Raw genomic sequence first — 18,819 nt, forward strand, 5'->3', positions numbered from 1 at the left:
GCAACTCAGCGACTGCCTCTGGCTACCAGCCAGGTCGCTGCCGCGAGCAGACCCCAGCCATAAAGCGGCACTTCCCGGGCCACATCAACCAGGTTGTGCTCGACGCCAATGGCCGCAATCGCAACCAGCACGCCGGCCATCAGGGTGTGGCGCCAGCGTCGGTTCTGGCGGCGCTGAGCGGCTTCGATCAGTGCCAATGTATCTTCATTGCCGCGTGGTGTCGGGTTGCCACTGCGAATCTGAAGCAGGGCGTCATGGACCAGTTGCGGCATTTCCGGGGACTGCTCAAGCCACGCCGGTAAATGGGTTTGCAGGCTTTTGACCAGACCACTGGGGCCGATGCGCTTGCGCATCCAGCTTTCGAGGAACGGCTGGGCGGTATTCCACAGGTCAAGGTCAGGGTAGAGCTGGCGGCCGAGACCTTCGACATTGAGCAGGGTCTTTTGTAACAGCACCAGCTGCGGCTGCACTTCCATGTTGAAACGGCGTGCGGTCTGGAACAGCCGGAGCAGGAAATGGCCGAAGGAAATCTCCTTCAGGGGGCGCTCGAAGATAGGCTCGCAAACGGTACGGATAGCCGCCTCGAATTCGTTGACCCGGGTGTCGAGCGGCACCCAGCCGGACTGAATGTGTAATTGTGCCACCTGGCGGTAGTCGCGGCGGAAGAACGCCAGCAGGTTGCGGGCCAGGTAGCTCTGGTCATCCGGCGCCAGGGTACCGACGATGCCGAAATCGATGGCGATGTATTTCGGATCTTCGGGGGTGCTGGCATCGACAAAAATGTTGCCCGGGTGCATATCCGCGTGGAAAAAACTGTCGCGGAACACCTGCGTAAAGAAGATCTCAACCCCTTTTTCCGCCAGCACCTGCAGGTTGACCCCGGCCGCCTGCAGTGCATCGACGTCCGCGACCGGGATGCCGTGGATACGTTCCATCACCAGCACATTCTTGCGGGTGAAGGCCCAGTCGATGGCGGGGATATAGATCAGGCTGGAGCCGTCAAAGTTGCGCCGCAGCTGGCTGGCGTTGGCAGCTTCCCGCTGCAGGTCGAGTTCATCGTGAATGGTGGTGTCGTAGTCAGCCACCACGTCCACCGGGTGCAGCCGCCGCCCTTCAGACCAGTATCGTTCAAGCAGCGTGGCCATCAGGTACATCAGCGCCAGATCCTGACGAATGACTTTCTCGATACCCGGGCGGATCACCTTGACCACCACGTGCTGTCCGTTGTGCAGAGTGGCGGCGTGGACCTGAGCCACCGAGGCTGAGGCCATGGGCTGCTGGCTGAATTCGGCAAAGCTGTCGCTGACAGAGGCGCCGAGGGCCCGCTCGATCAGTGCCTGAGCCTGCGCTCCCGGAAAGGGGGGGACCCGGTCCTGAAGCTGGCGCAGAGAATCGGCCATGTCATCCGGCAGCAGGTCGCGGCGGGTGGAGAGGATCTGGCCGAATTTGACGAACACCGGGCCGAGCTGCTCCAGAGCCAGCCGCAGGCGGTCGCCGCGGCTGAGCTTTGGCATCGGGAACAGATGCCAGGGGGCCAGCAGGAAAAACAGCCGCAGGGCGGGGGGAAGTTCCGCCAGGGGCAAAAAGGTATCCAGCCGATAACGGCAGAACACCCAGGCAATGCGAATCAGGCGTTGCAGGCGTGTCACTGTGACTCCGGTGTGGATGGGCCCGGGCCGGGGAGGCTGGCTTCCAGTTGTTGCAGTCGGGCGGCGAGGCGCTCGGAACGCAGGCTGAGGTCGTCGATCTCGGCAAAGGTGGCGTCGAGTTCCCGTCGGCCAGGCAGCGCGCCGCTTTCCTCGTGGATGTATTCCTCAATGTTGGCATTGAGGGAGGCGGATGCCTGGCGGCTCCATGCCACGGCCGCTCGCACCCTGCGGCCCAGAAAGTGAGCTGGGACATCACCAAGGTGCTGGGCGAGGGCGGCTTCCCAGTCAGGGTTGAGCTGGTCAATGGCTCGCTGGAACTGGTGCGCCAGCCCCATGTCGCCTTCCACCAGCAAGCGCTCCTGACGGAACACCTGGTCATCGCCCAGGGCCAGCGATGCGAACGCCAGTGGGCGACCGGCGATGTCGAGTGCCGGCTCTGCCACTGCCTCGCTGCCAACCTGGACCTGCTCGCCGGCGGCTTGCAGCGTCAGGGTGAGCGGCAGCGGCGCGGTGAGACGAAACTGGACCGTGCCACTCAGCGCTGCCAGCAGGGCCTGGCGTCCGGCAGGGTCCAGTGCCAGTGCCCGGTTAACGGCTGTTTCGATCACGCCGGTAACGGCCGCCCGAAGGGTGGGGCCTGGCAACATCAGGGCTTGATTCCCACGTGCAGGGCGACGATACCGCCGGTCATGTTGTGGTACTTGCAGTTGACCAGACCGGCGTTCTCCATCATGCCCTTGAGGGTTTCCTGGTCAGGGTGCATGCGGATGGACTCGGCCAGGTACTGGTAGCTGGAGGAGTCTCCGGCAATCAACTGGCCCATCAGCGGCAGGGCGTTGAAGGAATAGGTGTCGTACACCTTGCTCAGCAACGGATTGGTGGGCTTGGAGAATTCCAGCACCATCAGTTTGCCGCCGGGCTTGAGTACCCGGGCCATATCCCGCAGGGCCTGATCCTTGTCGGTCACGTTGCGTAAACCGAAGGCAATACTTACCGCGTTGAAGTGATTGTCCGGGAACGGCAGGTGTTCGGCATCCGCCTGGACGTATTCGATATTACCGGCGTAGCCGCGGTCGGTCAGGCGTCCGCGGCCGACCTGCAGCATGGACGCATTGATGTCCGCAAGGATAACCTGCCCGCTGGGGCCCACCAGGTCGGAGAACTTCATGGTCAGGTCGCCGGTGCCGCCAGCGATGTCCAGCACCCGGTGACCCGGGCGTACGCCACTCAGCTCGATGGTGAAGCGCTTCCACAGTCGGTGGATGCCCATGGACATAAGATCGTTCATCAGGTCGTACTTGCCGGCCACGGAGTGGAATACCTCCGCAACCTGGCCTGCCTTCTTGGACGCTTCGACGGTGCGAAAACCGAAGTGGGTGGTGTCGTCCTGGGGCTGGCCAGGGTTTTCCTGGCTGGGTGACGGCTGTTGTTGGCTCATGGCAAGGTCCTGTAAGAATCTGAACCCCGTATTCTAACGCTTGAGGGGGTGGCTACAAGGTTCTTGCCCCCTTAAACTATCAAAATCCCAAAAATTCAAGAGTAACTACGTCCATGTCTGTCATTGAAGTTCATCGCGCCCACTCCCTTGATCACGAACACGCCCGTCAGGCGGCGGAATCCCTTGCTCAGGATCTGGCTCGACAGTTTGATGTGCACTACCAGTGGGAGGCGGATGTCCTGCGGTTCAAACGCAGTGGCGTTAAGGGTTACCTTAACTTCAATCCGGGCGAGATCCATGTTCATCTGGAGCTTGGCCTGTTGCTGCGCCCCTTCAAATCAAGGATCGAGCAGGAAATTCACAGCCAGCTTGATCAGCTCACCAGGTCGGCCTGACCGCCCGTGGCCAGGTCGAAGGGAGCGGAGCTGGCCGCGACTATTTGCTCCAGCACGCGCGTTTCCCTGACCACCAGTTCGTCGATCAGCTGCTCAACGTTGTCCATGGCACGAAAGGCACTGTAGCCCCGGTGGAGGAAATCGTGCAGATCTGCGAGCCCGGCCAGGTCGGCAGCGGAACGGGTCATCGACAGTAGCCAGCCCAGGGTTCGGTTGCGGACATAGCGATCGAGCTGACTTCCCACCTCGGCGACCAGTTCGATCTGGCGCCGCCGCAGCACAAGTTGACCACTGGTCCGGTAGGCCTCGCAATATTGCCATTCCTGCAGTTCGCTGATGGGGTGGTTGAGTGAGACGAGGGTTTCTGCCAGACCGAGATCGAGGGTCTGGGTGGTCAGATTCAGCTCCACCAATCCGGCAAAGGTTGCCAGCAGGTGCTCCGGCACCCACTTCACCATCTTGGGAAAGACCCGGTCGATACTGTCATCTCGCTGGCTCAGGTCGGTGGGTGAGTACAAATCCGTGAGCAGGAAATTCAAGCCTTGGTGGTAGTTGGGCTGCCGGTACAGATCCTGATGGGTCTTCTTGAGGCGCTCGGCCTGCCAGTGGCCCAGAGCGGTCAGCATCGGGGCGAGGGAATGGCTGGCTTTATGCTGCCGGAAGTCGTGGTAGGCCAGAAGTTGTTGCTGGAGGCGTCGGGCTCCGTCGCTATGGACGGGCGTCTGGATCAGGCGATTGCGGTACATGGAGCAGGATGCCTCCGGTCGGGCAGCAGACTTGGGGCTGCCCAGTGTACCGGAGGTCATGGTTAGCTGTCAGGCTCAGCCCTGAGCGGCGGCCGACAGGGTCTCGAAGCCCGGCACCCACTGATCACTGTCGAGGGTGATGAAGTGGCTGGGCGCATCAGTCTCGATAATACGCATCGTGGTTGGGCTCTGGCGGGCGCTGTTCAGCATGGCCGAGCGGTCGAGGATGCGGTCGACCTGGGGAATCAGGAAGGTACCGTGCCGGACGTGATCATAGACGCCGGTATCCGTCCGATCCATCCACTCCATAATGTCCTCAATGTTGCGAACAATGGTCAGGTGATCTTTGGTGGCGGAGAACAGCTTGGCCAACAGCACTTTCTTGCGCGGGTTCATCTTGCCGAAGAACGTCTGCCCGTAGGCTGTGGATGGGGCCGTGTTGATCAGACGAATCAGCCAGGGCCACATGCCGTGACTGACCGGTTCCAGGAGGGTGGTAACCAGAGCGTGGAGTTTGCCTTGTGGCAAAACCGGGGCTTCCAGAACCACTTCGACCTGTTCAAACAGTTCCGGACGCTGGCGCACCGCCTCCAGAATGACGGCACCCCCGCGGGAGTGGCCATGAACTCGGATGTTGTCTGTGGATGGCAGATTGCTGAGCGCCTGGATCAGGATGCAGGCATCGTACTCGATGGTGGCTTCGAGGAACTTGATCGGCACTTCCCACTCCGGGGTTTCCGGGGTCACGCCATTCACCGGAATGTGGTAGTTGCTGCAGGTCAGCAGCACGAGTTCGGTGGTTGGTGCCTCGTAGGCCTGGGTGAAATAGCAGTGGTTCTCCAGGAATCCGTGAACACCAATGACCGTTTGCTCAGCCTTTCCACTGTGGTTTCGTACCGATACGGCGCCTTTGCCAACCCGATAGACGCGACCGGAAAACATTTCCGAGTAGGCACTTTCGATTGGCTTGATCAGTTTGCGAACGTCGCTCGCTTTCATAAGCGTTCCCCTACAGCAAGTATGTCTGCACGATTTTCATTGTGATCTTGTAAGCAGATACCGCTGTTTTATCGCTAAGTCACAGTGGGTGTATTGGCGCAGATTACAAATTTTTTGTTCGGTCAGAGTCAATCTGGCTATGTAGAACCTTTATACAGACCTGCTTTCGAGTATATAGGTGGACCGTCGGTCAAATGTAATTTTTTGTAACATGCCGCTGTAATGAGAGTGTTGGAGCGTTTTCAGGTTGTCTGGCACAATGTCCGGCTCACTAACAATAACAGATACCGGGGTTGCCAGTTCTTGAGTCACGAAGAAGCGCATCTTCTACTGCCTGCAGATTCGGCCTGGCTCGCACTGGAGCGTCCGGAGAACCCGATGACCATTACGGTCATGCTGCGGGTGGACGACCTGACGCCGGAACGGCTGCGGGATTTTCTGCAGCATTACTGGCTGGCCTGGGATCGGTTCCGCTTCATGCCGGTTCAACGCTCGCCTGGCTGGTGGTGGGAGCCGGATCCGACCTTCAACCTTGATCACCATCTGGAAACCGTGCCGGGAACCTTCAGCGAGGCGGAGCTGCGGGCCTGGGTCTCTGCGCGGCTCAATCAGGCATTGCCGGATTACCGGCCGAGGTGGAAGTTCTGGCTGGTACCGGGGGCCGAGGATGGTGCCGCGCTGCTGTTGCGTATCCACCACTGCTATGCCGATGGACTGTCGTTACTGGGTATCTTTGAGCAAACCTGTCCGCCGTCACCGCAGCAGGCGCCGGTTAGGTACGGCGCCCGAGAACAGGGTGACCTTGGGCGCTGGAAGCGTTCCGTGGGAATCTGGCTGGATACCTTCCTCAACAGTGGTCACGGTGAAGACCTCGAATCGATCGGGGGCGAACGTTCTTCGCTGGAGAGGTTAACTCATCACGGACTGCGTCTGGTGAATGAGCTGAGCCAGTTTCTGATCGAGTCCGAAGATACCCCGTCGCAGCTGAAGAGACCATTGCTGGGCCGTCGCAGCTGCAGCTGGTCGAGTCCATTGGCGCTGGAGCGCTTTCGCTCGGTGGCCGACCGGATGGGGTGTACGATCAACGACGTCTTGCTCAGTTGTGTGGCGGCGGCTGTGCGCGCCTGCCTCGAAGAGCACGGAGACTCGCTGGACGAGTCGATCATGCATGCCGCCATGCCGGTCAGTATCCGTGACCGTATGCCCGAGGGGATCTGCCCGCAAGACGGTGGGCTGGGTAATTTTTTCGGAACCGTCTTTGTGCCCTTGCCAGTCGATGGAGACAGTCCCCTGGAACGGCTGTTTCGGGTCAAGCACGAGACCCGGCGGCTGAAAAAGAGCTGGCAGCCAGGGATCTCCTGGGGGCTCGCGGGCACGGCTTCGTTGCTTCCCCAGGGGGTGCTCCAGTCTGTTGCCAACATGATGTATCGCAAGGCCAGCGCCGTAGTATCCAATGTGCCTGGCCTTAAGGAAGCTCGCTACATCGCCGGCTGCCGTATCCGCGAACAGATGTTCTGGGTACCTCAGGCTGGCAACATCGGTCTGGGGATCAGTGTCATCAGTTACGCCGGTCAGGTGCAGTTTGGCGTGGTGGCGGATGAGGCCGTTCTGCCTGAACCGGAGCTGTTCCTGGCTCATTGTCTCGCCGAGCTGGATCGTTTTCCCCTCTGATTCAGCGGCTCTTGTCAGAATGTTCCCCGGGCCCCGTCCTGGCCCGTTGAGCGAGTCTTAATCCCAAAGTCCTGATTTTTCTGCCTCCCAATTACCAATAAAACCAGCCCTCTTGGTGGATATTCCCGATTGTTGGGGTGTTCGATGATGGAGTTCGGCTCCTAAAGGCCCGGCGCACACCCGATCTGAATGGGTTGCGCTAAATCCCGGACAAAACCAATTTGGGGGAAGTATGAAAAATAACAACTTCAGAAAGTCAGGGCTGGCTGTTGCGTTGATCGCGGCGACTGGTCTGAGTGCTACCGCGAACGCTGCTGTTGAGGTCTACAGCAACGAAGACACGTCTTTTTCCGTCGATGGCTACTTCAACGCCTTTTACGTTAATCGTGATGACAAGCTGGCGGATACCCAGAGCTCCGATGTGAAAATGGGTTTCCTGCCGAACACCATCGGCTTCAACTTCAGCAAGAAAGTGGGTGACCTGACCATGGGTGGTCGCTCCTCCTTCTGGTCGACCATCAACGACAGCCTGCAGTCGCCAACTGACACCGCCATTGATGTGCGTCAGTTGTACGGCACCGTCGACGGGTCTTTTGGTCAGGTGCTGATCGGTAAGGACTTTGGTCTCTACTCCCGTTCAAATATCTTCCTTGACGAAATCCTGATGGGCTTCGGCTCACCCGGTGCTCCGACCGGCGTTTCCTTCGGTAATATCCGTACCGGCTATCCATACCCCAACCCTTCCGCTCAGATCACCTACCGGACTCCGGATATGGGTGGCCTGAAGGTGGCGGCGGGTATCTTTGAGCCTGCAAACACCACTCCGGGCGCACAGTCCGAGCAGTCAGCGCCGCGCTTTGAGGCGGAAGTAACCTACAACGCCAACCTGGGTGATGTGGCACTGACTGGCTGGGTGAACGGTCGTAGCCAGTCTTCCGAGAACGCGACAACGACGGTTGATTCCACCGGCGTGGGCTACGGTGTGCGTGCATCAGTGGCTGGCCTGTCTCTGACAGCCTCCGGTTTTACCTCCAAAGGTGACAACCCGGTCCTGATCGTTGATGGTGCGCTGACCGAAGACGACGCTGATGGTTACCTGGTTCAGGGCTCCTACACCTTTGGTGCCAATCGCCTGGTTCTGTCCTACGGCGAAACCGATGCAGAGATTCTGGATCTTGAAACTGAGAACACAACGGTTGGGTTCTTCCATGACGTAAACAGCAACCTGAAGCTGGTCGCTGAGTACAACATGTATGAGAGCACTGTGCGTTCCTCTGGTGCCGCTGCTGAAGAAGCAGACACTCTGGCGCTTGGTGCCGTCATACTGTTCTAAGTTCTGCAGATTTGCGCGCCAGGTCTCCTCTGGCGCTTGCTTTCCGGTCCAGGTCGGCCTCAGGCCGACTTGCGACTAAAGTGCTGCCCAATTCCTTTCGGTGGCACTGTGTATCATCGGCTTTGACTTTCGGGGGCTTTGTTTTCAATGGCTTACGATGGATTTGGAGCGCCCATAAAAAGTACTGAAGTCGAATTTCCGGCTTCGGCCGGTTCTGTACAATCAAAAGTTGCACAGTCAAAACCGGAAGCAGCTCCCATGAGGCCCGCGATTACCTTTCCCGCAGTACGTGTTGGCAGCTCCGGCGATCGTGATCCGGCGATAGCGGCGACAGCGCTGGCCAGTCAGCTTCAGCACGAGGGGCTGGGTTGCGTGTTGTTTTTCTGTTCCGCTGAGTATGACCTGGTCCGGCTCGGTCAGGCACTCGAGCGGGAATTTGCCGGCGTTCAGGTCAGCGGCTGCACTTCGGCCGGCGAAATTACCCCGGACGGCTATGGCCGCGGCTGCATTACCGCCATTGGTTTTGACCGCCGCTACTTTTCCATTGATGCCGCCCTGATCCAGCAGCTCGACCGATTTACCCTGCAGGATGCCCAGCAGTGCATTGACGGCCTGTTGGCGACCTGTCGCGATGCCAATCTGGCACCGATTCGTGATAACACCTTCGCCATTACTTTACTGGACGGCCTTTCCAGTCGAGAAGAGCTGGTTTTGTCGACGCTCAATGCTGCCCTGGGCACCATTCCTCAGTTTGGCGGTTCAGCCGGGGACGACGAGCGTCTCAGCAATACCCATGTTTACTACCGTGGCCGCTTTTACAGCAACGCTGCCATTGTGCTGCTGGTAAACACGCCACTGGATTTTCGGGTGTTCTCCACGCACCACATGACCGCCCGCAGTGAAAAGCTGATTGTCACCCGCTCCGACAGCGACAGCCGCACGGTCTATGAACTCAACGCGGAGCCTGCGGCGGAAGTCTATGCCCGTCTGGTGGGCGTCGCCGTCGCTGACCTCAACCGCGAGACCTTTGCTCTCCACCCCATGGCGGTGCGGATTGGCGGACACTACTTCATTCGTTCAGTACAGAGCGTCAATCCTGATGGCAGTCTGACCTTTTACTGCGCGGTAGAAACCGGAATCGTCATGACCGCCATGGAGCCTGGCTCACTGCAGGAAAGCCTGCGGCTGCAGCTGGAGAAGGCTGAGAAGGTGGTGGGCCCCCCTCTGGTGACCATTGGTTGTGACTGTTTTTTGCGCCGGCTTGAGGCTGAGCTGACCGGGGTTGATCAACAGGTATCGGACTTCCTGCGAGATCACCGTGTCATCGGGTTTAATACCTACGGCGAGCAGTTTGACGGTATGCACATTAACCAGACTTTCACGGGGGTGGTCATTGGCCAGCCTGAAATTGCTGCGGGACAACACTGACGGCTCCGCGCTGGCGTACCAGCAGCGAATCGCCGAGCTGGAGGCAGAGAATGAGCGCCTGCGGAAGATTCGTGATGCTCTGATTCAGCGCGTTGAGTCCGGTGATGATCATAAGCCTGATCCTTATGGGGCTTTCGAGCACTCCGTTATTCTGGCAGAACAGGTGCGTGAGCGTACCGACGCTCTCAATCAGGCCATGGATGAGCTCAAAGGTAGCAACAAGGCTCTGAGCCGCGCGCGGGAAGAGGCGGAAACTGCTCGCCAGCGCCTGGTGGATGCTATCGAGAGTATTGCTGATGGCTTTGTGCTGTTTGATCAGGATCAGCGGCTTATTCTGAGTAACAGCCGCTTCCGGAGTTACTGGCGGGGTACCGGGGAGAGCATCCTGCCCGGGGACAGCGTCGATGAGGTGCGCGCGAAGGGCGTGGCCTGTGGTCTTATCGTCGAAGAGCACAGTGGCCCGGCGGCGGAAGGTCGGGTGTATCAGTTGTCTAACGGGCGCTGGGTACAGATGACTGAGCGCACCACCCGTGAAGGCGGGCTGGTGGTGTTGTATTCCGATATTACTGACGTCAAGCACAGTGAAGCGGCCCGCCGGGAAAAGGCGCTGGCAGACAAGTCCCGTTTGCTGCAGGCCACCGTGGATAACCTTTCCCAGGGCGTGGTGCTGGTGAATCCCGACGGGCGCCCTGAAATCTGGAACGACCGATTTCTCAATCTCACCGGGCTGGCGGCCGATCAGGTTTCCACCGACCGTAACCTGCGGGCGCTGATGGCGTCTGCCACCGTGCCGCTGTTGCATCCGGGCAGTGCCAACCGTGGCCAGTCCCAGTACCTGGAACAGATTCACCGCCGCATCGATGGCACCGTGGTGGAGGTCAAGACCCACCCGATGCCGGATGGCGGGTTTGTAAATACCTACACCGACATCACCGAGCGTTATCAGTACGCTGAAACCCTGGAAGAGAGTGAGCGCTGGATCCGGGTGGTCACCGACCATGTGCCTGCGCTGATTGCCTATGTCGGGGCCGATCTCACTGTGCAGTTTTACAACAAGGTCTACGAGGCCTGGTATGGACAGGGGCGGGCATCGCTGCTGAATATGCCGCTGGACCAGGTGCATGATCCGGACCTTTACCAGCGTCTGATGCCGAAAGTCCGGCAGGCACTGGCCGGGGAAAGTGTCACCTTCGAATTTGAGGAAGACGACGCCCGCGGCTCCCGCCATTACATGCTGCGTTCCTATGTGCCCAACCGCGATGTTCGGGGCGAGGTGGTCGGCTTTTTCGTGCTGATCCGCGACATTACCGATCGCCGTCGTACGGCGCTGGCTCTGGAGCAGGCGTACGATAATCTGGAGCGACGGGTGAAGGAGCGCACCTCGGCTCTGACCGGGCTCAACAACCAGTTGCGCCAGGAAATCAATGAGCGGGCTGCGGTAGAAGCGCGTCTGCGCGACGCCAAGCTGGAGGCGGAGCGGGCCAACCTCTCCAAAACCAAATTTCTGGCGGCCGTCAGTCATGACCTGCTGCAGCCGCTCAATGCTGCGCGCCTGTTCACCAGCGCGCTGCTGGAACATTCGTTTGGTCCCAAGGCGGAAAATCTGGTGCGTTCGGTGAGTACGTCGCTGGATGACGTGGAAAACCTGCTTGGCACCCTGGTCGATATATCCAAGCTCGATGCCGGCGTCATCAAGGCTGATGTGACCGCATTCGACCTCCGGGATCTGCTCAACAATCTGGCCCGGGAATTTCGACAGATGGCGGATTCCGAAGGTCTGCAGCTGGATTTTGTGCCTTCATCGGCGGTCGTAAAGACCGATTCCCAGCTGCTGGCCCGTATTCTTCGTAATTTCCTCACCAATGCTATTCGCTATACCGTGCAGGGCCGAATTGTGCTCGGTTGCCGTCGTCAGCGGGACCATGTGCTCTTGCAGGTGTGGGATACCGGGCCCGGGATTCCCAGCGACAAGCTCAGTGAGATTTTCCAGGAATTCAAACGTATCCAGCCAGCAGGTGCAGCCGCTGATAAGGGGCTTGGGCTGGGGCTGGCCATCGTTGACAAAATTGCGCGCATCCTCGGTCATGAGATCACGGTGGACTCGGTAGAGGGTCGGGGCTCGGTGTTCAGCGTACGCGTGCCCCTGGGGCAGCTCGACCACCGTGCCGGTAAGGACGATGCTGAGTTCCCCGTACCCGCCCAGGACATCGAAGGGGCGCGGATCTGGGTCATTGATAACGATCTGGCGATCTGTCAGGGGATGCAGACCTTGTTGCAGGGCTGGGGGTGTGACGTGCTGACAGCGGTGTCCCTGGAGGATCTTGATACCAAGGTTCGCATCGCCACAGACCCGGTGGATGTGATTCTGGCTGACTATCACCTGGATAACGACGAGGTGGGCGTTGACGTAGTGGCGGCCATCAATGGTTGCCGACAGCAGCAGGTGCCAGTGGTGATGATCACTGCCAATTACACCAACGAACTGAAGCAGGATATTCGTGATCGCGGCTATCTGCTGATGAACAAGCCGGTAAAACCGCTGAAGCTGCGGATGACGCTGAACCACATTATGAAGCAGTAAGTGCGGTGTTGCTGGCGGTTGGGGGTGTTGTGAGCTCGGGAAGGGGGTGTAACGGCGTCCTTGCCGTGGCGATGGGCCTCTGGAAAGTGGCCCGGCGGAATGTCAGCGTTTCAGGTACTGGCTGAAGTCGACGTCGCCTGCGGACAGAATGGCCTGCACCCGGTTATGTACGCCAAGCTTGCGAAGAATGGCTGAGACATGGGCTTTGACCGTGGTTTCGGCGATGTTGAGGTTGTAGGCGATCTGCTTGTTGGATTCGCCCCGTGACATGCGCTCCAGTACCAACAGCTGGCGCCGGGTCAGCGAGTTCAGCAGTTCCGGGGAGATCGGGTTGTCGTCCCGGCGTTGACGGCGCGACGACTCACCACCGGTACGGATGATGTCCGACGGCAGGTAAACGTTGCCGTTGAGAATCTGGGTAATGGCCTCCGTCATCTGTTCGCGGGGCGATGACTTGGTAATGAAGCCGACGGCACCGTAGGTAATGGCCTGCAGAACGACCTGTTTGTCTTCCTCGGCGGACACGATCACCACCGGAATGGTAGGGGCTTCGTTGCGCAGTGAGATCAGACCGTTCAGGCCATGCATGCCGGGCATGTTCAGATCCAGCAAAATCAGGTCCAGATCGTCCTGCTCCTGAGTGATGGCCAAAGCGCTGTCGAGGTCTTCGGTTTCGATGATTTCAGTGCCAGCAAAGCCTGCGGCGATGACGTTACTGATGGCCTCGCGGAACAGCGGATGGTCATCGGCAATCAGAATCTTGTACGACGATTCCATGGTCTCGCTTTCCTGTTGAGCGTTCGTATCGGAGGTCGGGTCCCCCTCATCATAGCGCTTTTTCGATGTGCTGGCGTTTTGGGCTTCAGTCAACATGGTGTCACCTCAGGAATCGCTTGCAGGATCGGATGGGAACTCGGGCATGACCGGCGTCGCCGGTTGCATGGGCAGGCCGGCATTGGCCCAGCTGTCGACACCATCCTTGTACCAGTACAGATTCTGGAACCCTGCCTCAGAAAGTCGTTTGACCGCGTTCCACGACAGCCAGCAATCGGACTTGCAGAGGACCACCACCGGGTGATTGCGGTTGTGATGGGTCAATCTGAGGGTGTTGCTGATGAAGTAGTCATGCCAGTGACGGTCGATCTCGCCCTGCCCGGTATTGGGAAGCCAGGTGGCGGTCGGCAGCGACTGGTGGGGCTCGGTCTGCAAAAAGCGATTTGCCCGGTACTCCAGATTAATGACATCAATGACGACCAGGGTGGGGTCATTGCGCAACAGCTGTTGCATCTCATCGGTTGTAACAGTCTTTGCGCCTACGGCCTTGGCGGGCGTTGGGCTGCGGTAGCGATCTATACGGTAACCTTGCATTGAAAAAAGCTGCGCCTGTGGTTCGGTCTCGGGAAGCGTGTTCGCCGACTGGGCGAATCCGGTCATCCCGATGGAAAGGCAAGCGATGCCGACCAATTGTCTGATCATGTTGCCGGTACCTCTAATTATTGTTGTCCGATGTTGCCATTACACGCGAAGGATGTCGTTGGTTGAATGAGACCATCGCAGCAAAAAAGAAGCACTAAAGTACTATTCTTGCGGTGGGGGAGGCTTCGTATTGTGAGGTCATGTACTTACATTATGGGTTTCTTCACGTTTGGCGCTGGCTGCTGGCGGGTTTTAGTCTGCCGGGGCTGCTCTTTGTCGGGCTGTGGTCGTTGCCGCTGGCTGCCGAGACATTGCCGGCACTGCGGCTGAGTGTGCTCCAGTACGGAACCGCCCACTGGGAGCTGGATTACATCCAGCGTGAGGGCCTGGACCGTCAGCAGGGCTTTGCACTTGAACTGCACCCCGTGGCAAACCTGCCGGCTTCACGGTTGGCGCTGACCAGCAAAACCGTCGACGGCGCAGTGGCCGATCTGCTGTGGGTGCAATCCCGCTATGAGGCCGGTGCAGCATTGCTTTATGTGCCGTTCTCCTCCCGCATCGGCGAGGTGGTGGTGGCGCCGGATTCGTCTATTTCCCGGATTGCGGACCTGGCCGGCAAGCGTATCGGCGTCGCCGGGGGGCCGGACAGTAAAGGCTGGATCCTGCTGCAGCGGGTTGCCGCCGGGCAGGGGCTTGACCTGGCTGCCAGTAGCGAGATCCAGTATGCGGCGCCGCCACTGCTGAGCGAGGCACTTCGCCGCGGGCGCCTGGATGCCGTCGTCACCTATTGGCACTTTGCTGCCCGTTTGCAGGCAGAAGGCAGTGCCCGCACGCTGATGCCGCTATCGGACCTGCTGGTGGAGCTTTCGCTGGCGGATCAGTTGCCGGTGCTTGGTTATGTGTTCCGTGACGACTGGGGCCGGCAAAACCGCGAACTGGTAGACCGCTTTGCGGCGGCACTCCGGCAGGCCAAGCAGGCATTGACCAACAATCCGGACGCCTGGGCATCGGTGAGAGCACTGATGCGGGCCCGGGATGACCGTACCTTTGCGGCCCTTCAGTCCGGCTTTGTCGCCGGTACCCCGCCCGCCCTTGATGATGAGCGTATTGCCAGTCTTCAGCAGTTGCTGCTGCTGACCGGAACGGCGCCGGAGCGGGTCATGCCGTCGTCGCTGTTCTACCGGGAGCATCCGTGACCACCCAGTCCCGGCCGTCCGGCTGGACCAACTGGGTGGCCTTGCCGGTTCTGCTGGCGCTTTGGATGGCGCTTGCCTTTGCCCTTGACAGTGCCCTGCTGCCATCACCGCTGACGGTGCTGCAGACCCTTATGGAACAGGCCGCTTCCGGTCAGCTCTGGCATCACCTGGGGGTCACCCTTTACCGGGTGGCGGTCAGTTTCGCGCTTGCCATGCTGCTGGGTATTGCTCTGGGCTTCTGGATGGGGCGATCCGCCACGGTCAATGCCGTGCTGGATCCGGTGCTGGTGCTGATGTTGAACCTGCCAGCGTTGGTTACCATCATTCTGCTGTATGTCTGGATGGGGCTGGTGGAACCGGCCGCTATCCTGGCGGTGGTGATCAACAAGGTACCCAATGTTGCCGTCACCATCCGTGAAGGCGCGCGAAGCTTTGATTACAAGCTGGAGCAAATGGCGGAAGTCTATCGCTTCAGCGGGCGCCAGCGACTCTGGGATCTGTGGTTGCCGCAGCTGTTCCCCTACGTGATGGCGGCCACTCGCGGTGGTCTGGCGCTGATCTGGAAGATTGTCCTGGTGGTGGAGTTGCTGGGGCGCTCCGATGGGGTTGGCTTCCAGCTGCACATGGCATTTCAGGTGTTCGATGTATCCGCGATTCTTGCTTACAGTCTGGCGTTCATTGCGGTGGTGCAGCTGATTGAGCTGGCGGTGCTGCAACCGCTGGAGCGCCGGGCCCATCGTTGGCGCCATCCGGAGGCCCGCCATGCTTGAGCTGACGTTTGAAGGTAAGAGCTACCAGCAGTCAGTACTCGGGCCGATCAGTTTGCGCATCCACCGGGGTGATCGTATTTGCCTGTTGGGCCCGTCCGGCGTCGGCAAAACCACCTTGCTGAATATCCTGGCCGGTCTCGATACCGAGATCCGTGCCACAACGACCGGCCCGTCGCGGGAGCTGCGCATTGGCTATCTGTTTCAGGAGCCGCGACTGCTGCCTTGGCGCACGCTCTATCAGAATCTCGCCCTGGTCGGTGCCAACCGTGAACGGGCGGCTCACCTGCTGGGTCAGGTCGGGCTTGCCGGGTCGGGCCACCGCTATCCGGACCAGCTGTCCCTCGGTATGGCGCGGCGAGCGGCGTTGGCCCGCTGTCTGGCCGTGCAACCGGATCTGCTGCTTCTGGATGAACCGTTTGCCTCCCTTGATCCGGAACGGGCAAGTGAATTGCAGGGGCTGATTACACGCTTGTTGGATCAGAGCCCGAGTATGGCCATGGTCTGCGTCACCCATGATGAACGCGATGCGCAAGCCTTGGCCAGCCAGAGTTGGTGGCTGGAGGGTTCGCCGGCCCGGTTGCGGGTGGCGGGCGCGGGTAGGGGCGCAGCAGCGGAGGCGGACAGCCGGTCAGGCCTGACCCTATTGGGTCGTCGGGCCTGACCGGAGTGTGTGAGGGCTCAGTTACCGCCGGTACGGGTGCCCAGAATACGCGTGCGCTGGGGGCGGAAGCCTGCGGTGGCCAGGGCACACAGCACCACGGTAACCGCTGTGGTGGTGACGTAGGCCTCGGTATCCCACTGCAGGTAGAGTGCAAAGCGAATGGACTCCACGGCGTGAGTGAAGGGGTTGAACTGGCAGATCCAGTACAGCCAGGGGCTGGCTTCCTGCATTTTCCAGAGCGGATAGAGCGCCGATGACAGAAAGAACATCGGGAATATCACAAAGTTCATCACTCCGGCAAAGTTCTCCAACTGTTTGATCCAGGTGGCGATCAGCAGTCCCAGGGCCCCCAGCATGAGGGCGGTCATTGCCAGCGCGGGCAAAATTGCCAGATACCCCCAGGCCGGTGGCTCGACGTCGATCAGCCGGGCAATCAGCAGGAAGATGTAGACCTGCCCCACCGACACCACGCCCATGGCCAGCAACTTGGTGATCAACAGGAATGGTCGTGGCAATGGGCTCATCAGCAACACCCGCATACTGCCGAGTTCACGGTCGTAGACCATGGACAGGGCGCCCTGCATGCTGTTGAACAGGATGATCATCGCGCACAGGCCGGGGGCAATGTAGGTCTCATAGGTAATGTACGTCTGGTAGGGCGGAATAATGGAGACGCCAAGCACGGCACGGAAGCCGGCGGCAAACACCATCAGCCACAGCAGCGGGCGCACCAGTGCGCTGACAAAGCGGGTGCGCTGTTGCCAGAACCGTCGCCATTCCCGGGTCTGGATGGCAAGAAAGCAGAACCAGTAGTGTTGCAGGCTCAAGAGACCTCCTCTCCGGTCAACGTACGAAAGGTCTCGGCCAGCGATGACGTGCCTTTGTCGCGGCACAGGCTGTGACCGTCGCTGTCGGCGAGCAGTCGGCCCTGATGCAGGATCAGGATCTGGTCATCGGGCCTGACTTCCTCGATCAGGTGGGTGGCCCAGAGCACCGTCAGCCCGCTGTCGTCACACAGTTGCCGCACGTGCCTGTTGAGAGTCTCGCGGCTGGGCACGTCGAGGCCGACGCTGGGCTCGTCCAGCAGCAGTATGCTGGGTTGGTGGAGCAGCGCACGGGCGATCTCGACCCGGCGGCGGTGCCCCCCGTTGAGCTGACGCACCGGCGTGCCGGCCCGCTCGCTGAGTTCAAAACGCTCGAGTTCCCGGGCGCAGCGGAGGCGGGATTCTTTCAGTGACATGCCGTGCAGACCTGCGTGGTACATCAGGTTCTGCTGCACGGTAAGGTCGAGGTCGAGCGCGTTCTGCTGGAACACCACGCCGATCTGGTGCATCGCCGTGGCAGGCTGGCGTTTCAGTGAGACTCCGCCCAGCAGGATGTCACCCTGCTGCAGGGCGAGCAGGCGGGTCAGCAAGCCGAACAGGGTCGACTTGCCGGCGCCGTTGGGCCCCAGCAGGGCATGAAAGCGTCCATCCGCCAGGGTGAAGCTGACGTCGTTTAGAACGCGCTTCCGGCCGTAGTGGAAGCTGATGCCTCGAGCTTCCAGGGTCATGAGTTCGGATCGATTACGACGCCCCAGGGGTAGCGCCCAACCTTGATGGATTTGATCACGTTCAACGACTCGACATCGATCACTGACACGTCGCCAGACACCCCGTTGGTGGTGTACAGCTCGGTTTCATCGGCGTTGAGGTCGAGCTGCCAGACCCGACGGCCGACCAGCAGGTAATCGAGCACTTCATAGGTCTGGGCATCGACCACTGCAACATGGTTGGCGGGGCCGAGGGCAACAAAGGCGTACTTGCCATCCGAGGTCAGTTCAATGCCTACCGGCTGGACCTTGTCCTGGTTGACGCCACGGATGGAGAAGGTGAGCTGCTTGATCTCCTCCAGGCTGTCGACGTCAATCACGTGCACAGTGCCGCCGATCTCTGCTGAGGCCCAGGCAATGGAACTGTCATGGCTGAACTCCACGTGCCGTGGTCGCTGCCCGACAACGATGTTCTTCTTGATCTCGAAGTCGGTGGTGTCGATCCAGTGCAGCATGCTGGAGGTTTCACTGGTGTTGACTGCCCATCGGCCATCGGGGCTGACGGCCATGCCTTCGGGTTCGACGCCGACATCAATCTGCGCGAGCACTTCCTTGGTTTCGACATCCACCACGGTGACGATGGCATCGTCTTCATTGGAAATATAGAGATGGCGATTGTTGGGGTGCAGGGCGAACTGCTCGGGGTCTTCACCCGAAGGCAGGGTATCGATGATACGACGACTGGCCAGGTCCATGACCTGAACCGTATCGTCATCGCTGGCGCAAATATAGAGCTTGGTATGATCCTGCGAGAGCAGGATGCCTCGAGGGCGTTCGCCAACATCGATGGTCTCGACCACTTCCCGTGTGTCGGTGTCAATGATCGACAGGGTATTGTCCTTTTCGTTGGACACATAGGCCAGGCTTGCTGCCACCGGGGCAGACAGGGTGAACAGCGCCGCCAGGGCGGTGGTTCGCAGTGGCAGTTTCATGGTCGTACTCCTT

18 protein-coding genes are annotated in these 18,819 nt (G+C 59.8%); 8 read left to right on the forward strand and 10 right to left on the reverse strand.

What is annotated here, in order from left to right; translation table 11 throughout:
- Window positions 1-5 precede the first annotated feature (5 nt).
- Genes ubiB through ubiE form a run of 3 tightly spaced genes read right to left on the reverse strand, consistent with a single transcriptional unit; the run spans window position 6 to window position 3,087 of the window.
- Complete coding sequence (gene ubiB, locus BLV11_RS13120; RefSeq protein WP_091815100.1) at window positions 6-1,649, reverse strand: ubiquinone biosynthesis regulatory protein kinase UbiB; 1,644 nt, start codon at window positions 1,647-1,649, stop codon at window positions 6-8.
- On the reverse strand, window positions 1,646-2,296 hold the full coding sequence (locus BLV11_RS13125) for a ubiquinone biosynthesis accessory factor UbiJ (protein ID WP_091815103.1): 651 nt from the start codon (window positions 2,294-2,296) through the stop codon (window positions 1,646-1,648). The genes ubiB and BLV11_RS13125 overlap by 4 nt, the downstream gene beginning before the upstream one ends.
- Complete coding sequence (gene ubiE, locus BLV11_RS13130; RefSeq protein ID WP_091815106.1) at window positions 2,296-3,087, reverse strand: bifunctional demethylmenaquinone methyltransferase/2-methoxy-6-polyprenyl-1,4-benzoquinol methylase UbiE; 792 nt, start codon at window positions 3,085-3,087, stop codon at window positions 2,296-2,298. The genes BLV11_RS13125 and ubiE overlap by 1 nt, the downstream gene beginning before the upstream one ends.
- 113 nt (window positions 3,088-3,200) lie before the next feature.
- Here ubiE and BLV11_RS13135 point away from each other — a divergent pair, with 113 nt between their 5' ends.
- Complete coding sequence (locus BLV11_RS13135; protein WP_091815109.1) at window positions 3,201-3,482, forward strand: polyhydroxyalkanoic acid system family protein; 282 nt, start codon at window positions 3,201-3,203, stop codon at window positions 3,480-3,482.
- Here the strand turns inward: BLV11_RS13135 and BLV11_RS13140 are convergent.
- On the reverse strand, window positions 3,461-4,288 hold the full coding sequence (locus BLV11_RS13140) for a DUF8198 family protein (protein ID WP_342707449.1): 828 nt from the start codon (window positions 4,286-4,288) through the stop codon (window positions 3,461-3,463). The two genes, BLV11_RS13135 and BLV11_RS13140, sit on opposite strands and share 22 nt — an antisense overlap.
- Window positions 4,289-4,303: 15 nt before the next feature.
- On the reverse strand, window positions 4,304-5,227 hold the full coding sequence (locus tag BLV11_RS13145) for an alpha/beta hydrolase (RefSeq protein ID WP_091815117.1): 924 nt from the start codon (window positions 5,225-5,227) through the stop codon (window positions 4,304-4,306).
- Window positions 5,228-5,449: 222 nt separating this feature from the next.
- Between BLV11_RS13145 and BLV11_RS13150 the strand changes: the two genes are divergently transcribed.
- From BLV11_RS13150 to BLV11_RS13165, 4 genes are all read left to right on the forward strand, one after another.
- Window positions 5,450-6,898 (forward strand): wax ester/triacylglycerol synthase family O-acyltransferase, encoded by a 1,449-nt coding sequence (locus BLV11_RS13150; RefSeq protein ID WP_425433833.1) that lies wholly within the window; start codon window positions 5,450-5,452, stop codon window positions 6,896-6,898.
- A 232-nt stretch (window positions 6,899-7,130) separates the two neighbouring features.
- On the forward strand, window positions 7,131-8,231 hold the full coding sequence (locus BLV11_RS13155; protein ID WP_091815120.1) for a porin: 1,101 nt from the start codon (window positions 7,131-7,133) through the stop codon (window positions 8,229-8,231).
- A gap of 258 nt (window positions 8,232-8,489) precedes the next feature.
- Window positions 8,490-9,659, forward strand: coding sequence for a nitric oxide-sensing protein NosP (gene nosP / locus BLV11_RS13160; protein ID WP_425433834.1), 1,170 nt, complete (start codon window positions 8,490-8,492; stop codon window positions 9,657-9,659).
- Window positions 9,643-12,240, forward strand: coding sequence for a hybrid sensor histidine kinase/response regulator (locus BLV11_RS13165; RefSeq protein ID WP_091815714.1), 2,598 nt, complete (start codon window positions 9,643-9,645; stop codon window positions 12,238-12,240). The genes nosP and BLV11_RS13165 overlap by 17 nt, the downstream gene beginning before the upstream one ends.
- A 102-nt stretch (window positions 12,241-12,342) precedes the next feature.
- Here the strand turns inward: BLV11_RS13165 and BLV11_RS13170 are convergent, their stop codons facing one another.
- Both BLV11_RS13170 and BLV11_RS13175 read right to left on the reverse strand, forming a co-directional pair.
- Window positions 12,343-13,017 (reverse strand): response regulator, encoded by a 675-nt coding sequence (locus BLV11_RS13170; RefSeq protein WP_091815718.1) that lies wholly within the window; start codon window positions 13,015-13,017, stop codon window positions 12,343-12,345.
- Between the two features lie 105 nt (window positions 13,018-13,122).
- On the reverse strand, window positions 13,123-13,716 hold the full coding sequence (locus BLV11_RS13175; RefSeq protein WP_091815126.1) for a rhodanese-like domain-containing protein: 594 nt from the start codon (window positions 13,714-13,716) through the stop codon (window positions 13,123-13,125).
- A gap of 140 nt (window positions 13,717-13,856) precedes the next feature.
- Here BLV11_RS13175 and BLV11_RS13180 point away from each other — a divergent pair, with 140 nt between their 5' ends.
- The 3 genes from BLV11_RS13180 to BLV11_RS13190 all read left to right on the forward strand — a co-directional run bounded on the left by BLV11_RS13180 (window position 13,857) and on the right by BLV11_RS13190 (window position 16,283).
- The gene (locus BLV11_RS13180; RefSeq protein WP_091815129.1) at window positions 13,857-14,852 is read left to right on the forward strand and encodes an ABC transporter substrate-binding protein; all 996 of its coding nucleotides are present in this window, start codon (window positions 13,857-13,859) and stop codon (window positions 14,850-14,852) included.
- Between the two features lie 65 nt (window positions 14,853-14,917).
- Window positions 14,918-15,622: an ABC transporter permease gene (locus BLV11_RS13185; protein ID WP_091815723.1), complete on the forward strand. Its 705-nt coding sequence runs from the start codon at window positions 14,918-14,920 to the stop codon at window positions 15,620-15,622.
- Window positions 15,615-16,283 carry an ABC transporter ATP-binding protein gene (locus tag BLV11_RS13190; RefSeq protein WP_091815132.1) on the forward strand — a complete coding sequence of 223 codons (669 nt, stop codon included), beginning with the start codon at window positions 15,615-15,617 and terminating at the stop codon, window positions 16,281-16,283. The genes BLV11_RS13185 and BLV11_RS13190 overlap by 8 nt, the downstream gene beginning before the upstream one ends.
- Window positions 16,284-16,300: 17 nt before the next feature.
- Here the strand turns inward: BLV11_RS13190 and BLV11_RS13195 are convergent, their stop codons facing one another.
- Genes BLV11_RS13195 through BLV11_RS13205 form a run of 3 tightly spaced genes read right to left on the reverse strand, consistent with a single transcriptional unit; the run spans window position 16,301 to window position 18,806 of the window.
- The gene (locus BLV11_RS13195; protein WP_425433836.1) at window positions 16,301-17,104 is read right to left on the reverse strand and encodes an ABC transporter permease; all 804 of its coding nucleotides are present in this window, start codon (window positions 17,102-17,104) and stop codon (window positions 16,301-16,303) included.
- A 2-nt stretch (window positions 17,105-17,106) separates the two neighbouring features.
- Complete coding sequence (locus BLV11_RS13200; RefSeq protein ID WP_091815139.1) at window positions 17,107-17,835, reverse strand: ABC transporter ATP-binding protein; 729 nt, start codon at window positions 17,833-17,835, stop codon at window positions 17,107-17,109.
- A complete protein-coding gene (locus BLV11_RS13205; protein WP_091815142.1) occupies window positions 17,832-18,806 on the reverse strand; it encodes a YVTN family beta-propeller repeat protein in 975 nt (324 codons plus the stop codon). Before BLV11_RS13205 ends, BLV11_RS13200 begins: the two co-directional genes overlap by 4 nt.
- Between the last annotated feature and the right edge of the window lie 13 nt (window positions 18,807-18,819).

This window comes from Marinobacter mobilis (assembly GCF_900106945.1).
In the GTDB taxonomy this organism is placed as follows: domain Bacteria; phylum Pseudomonadota; class Gammaproteobacteria; order Pseudomonadales; family Oleiphilaceae; genus Marinobacter; species Marinobacter mobilis.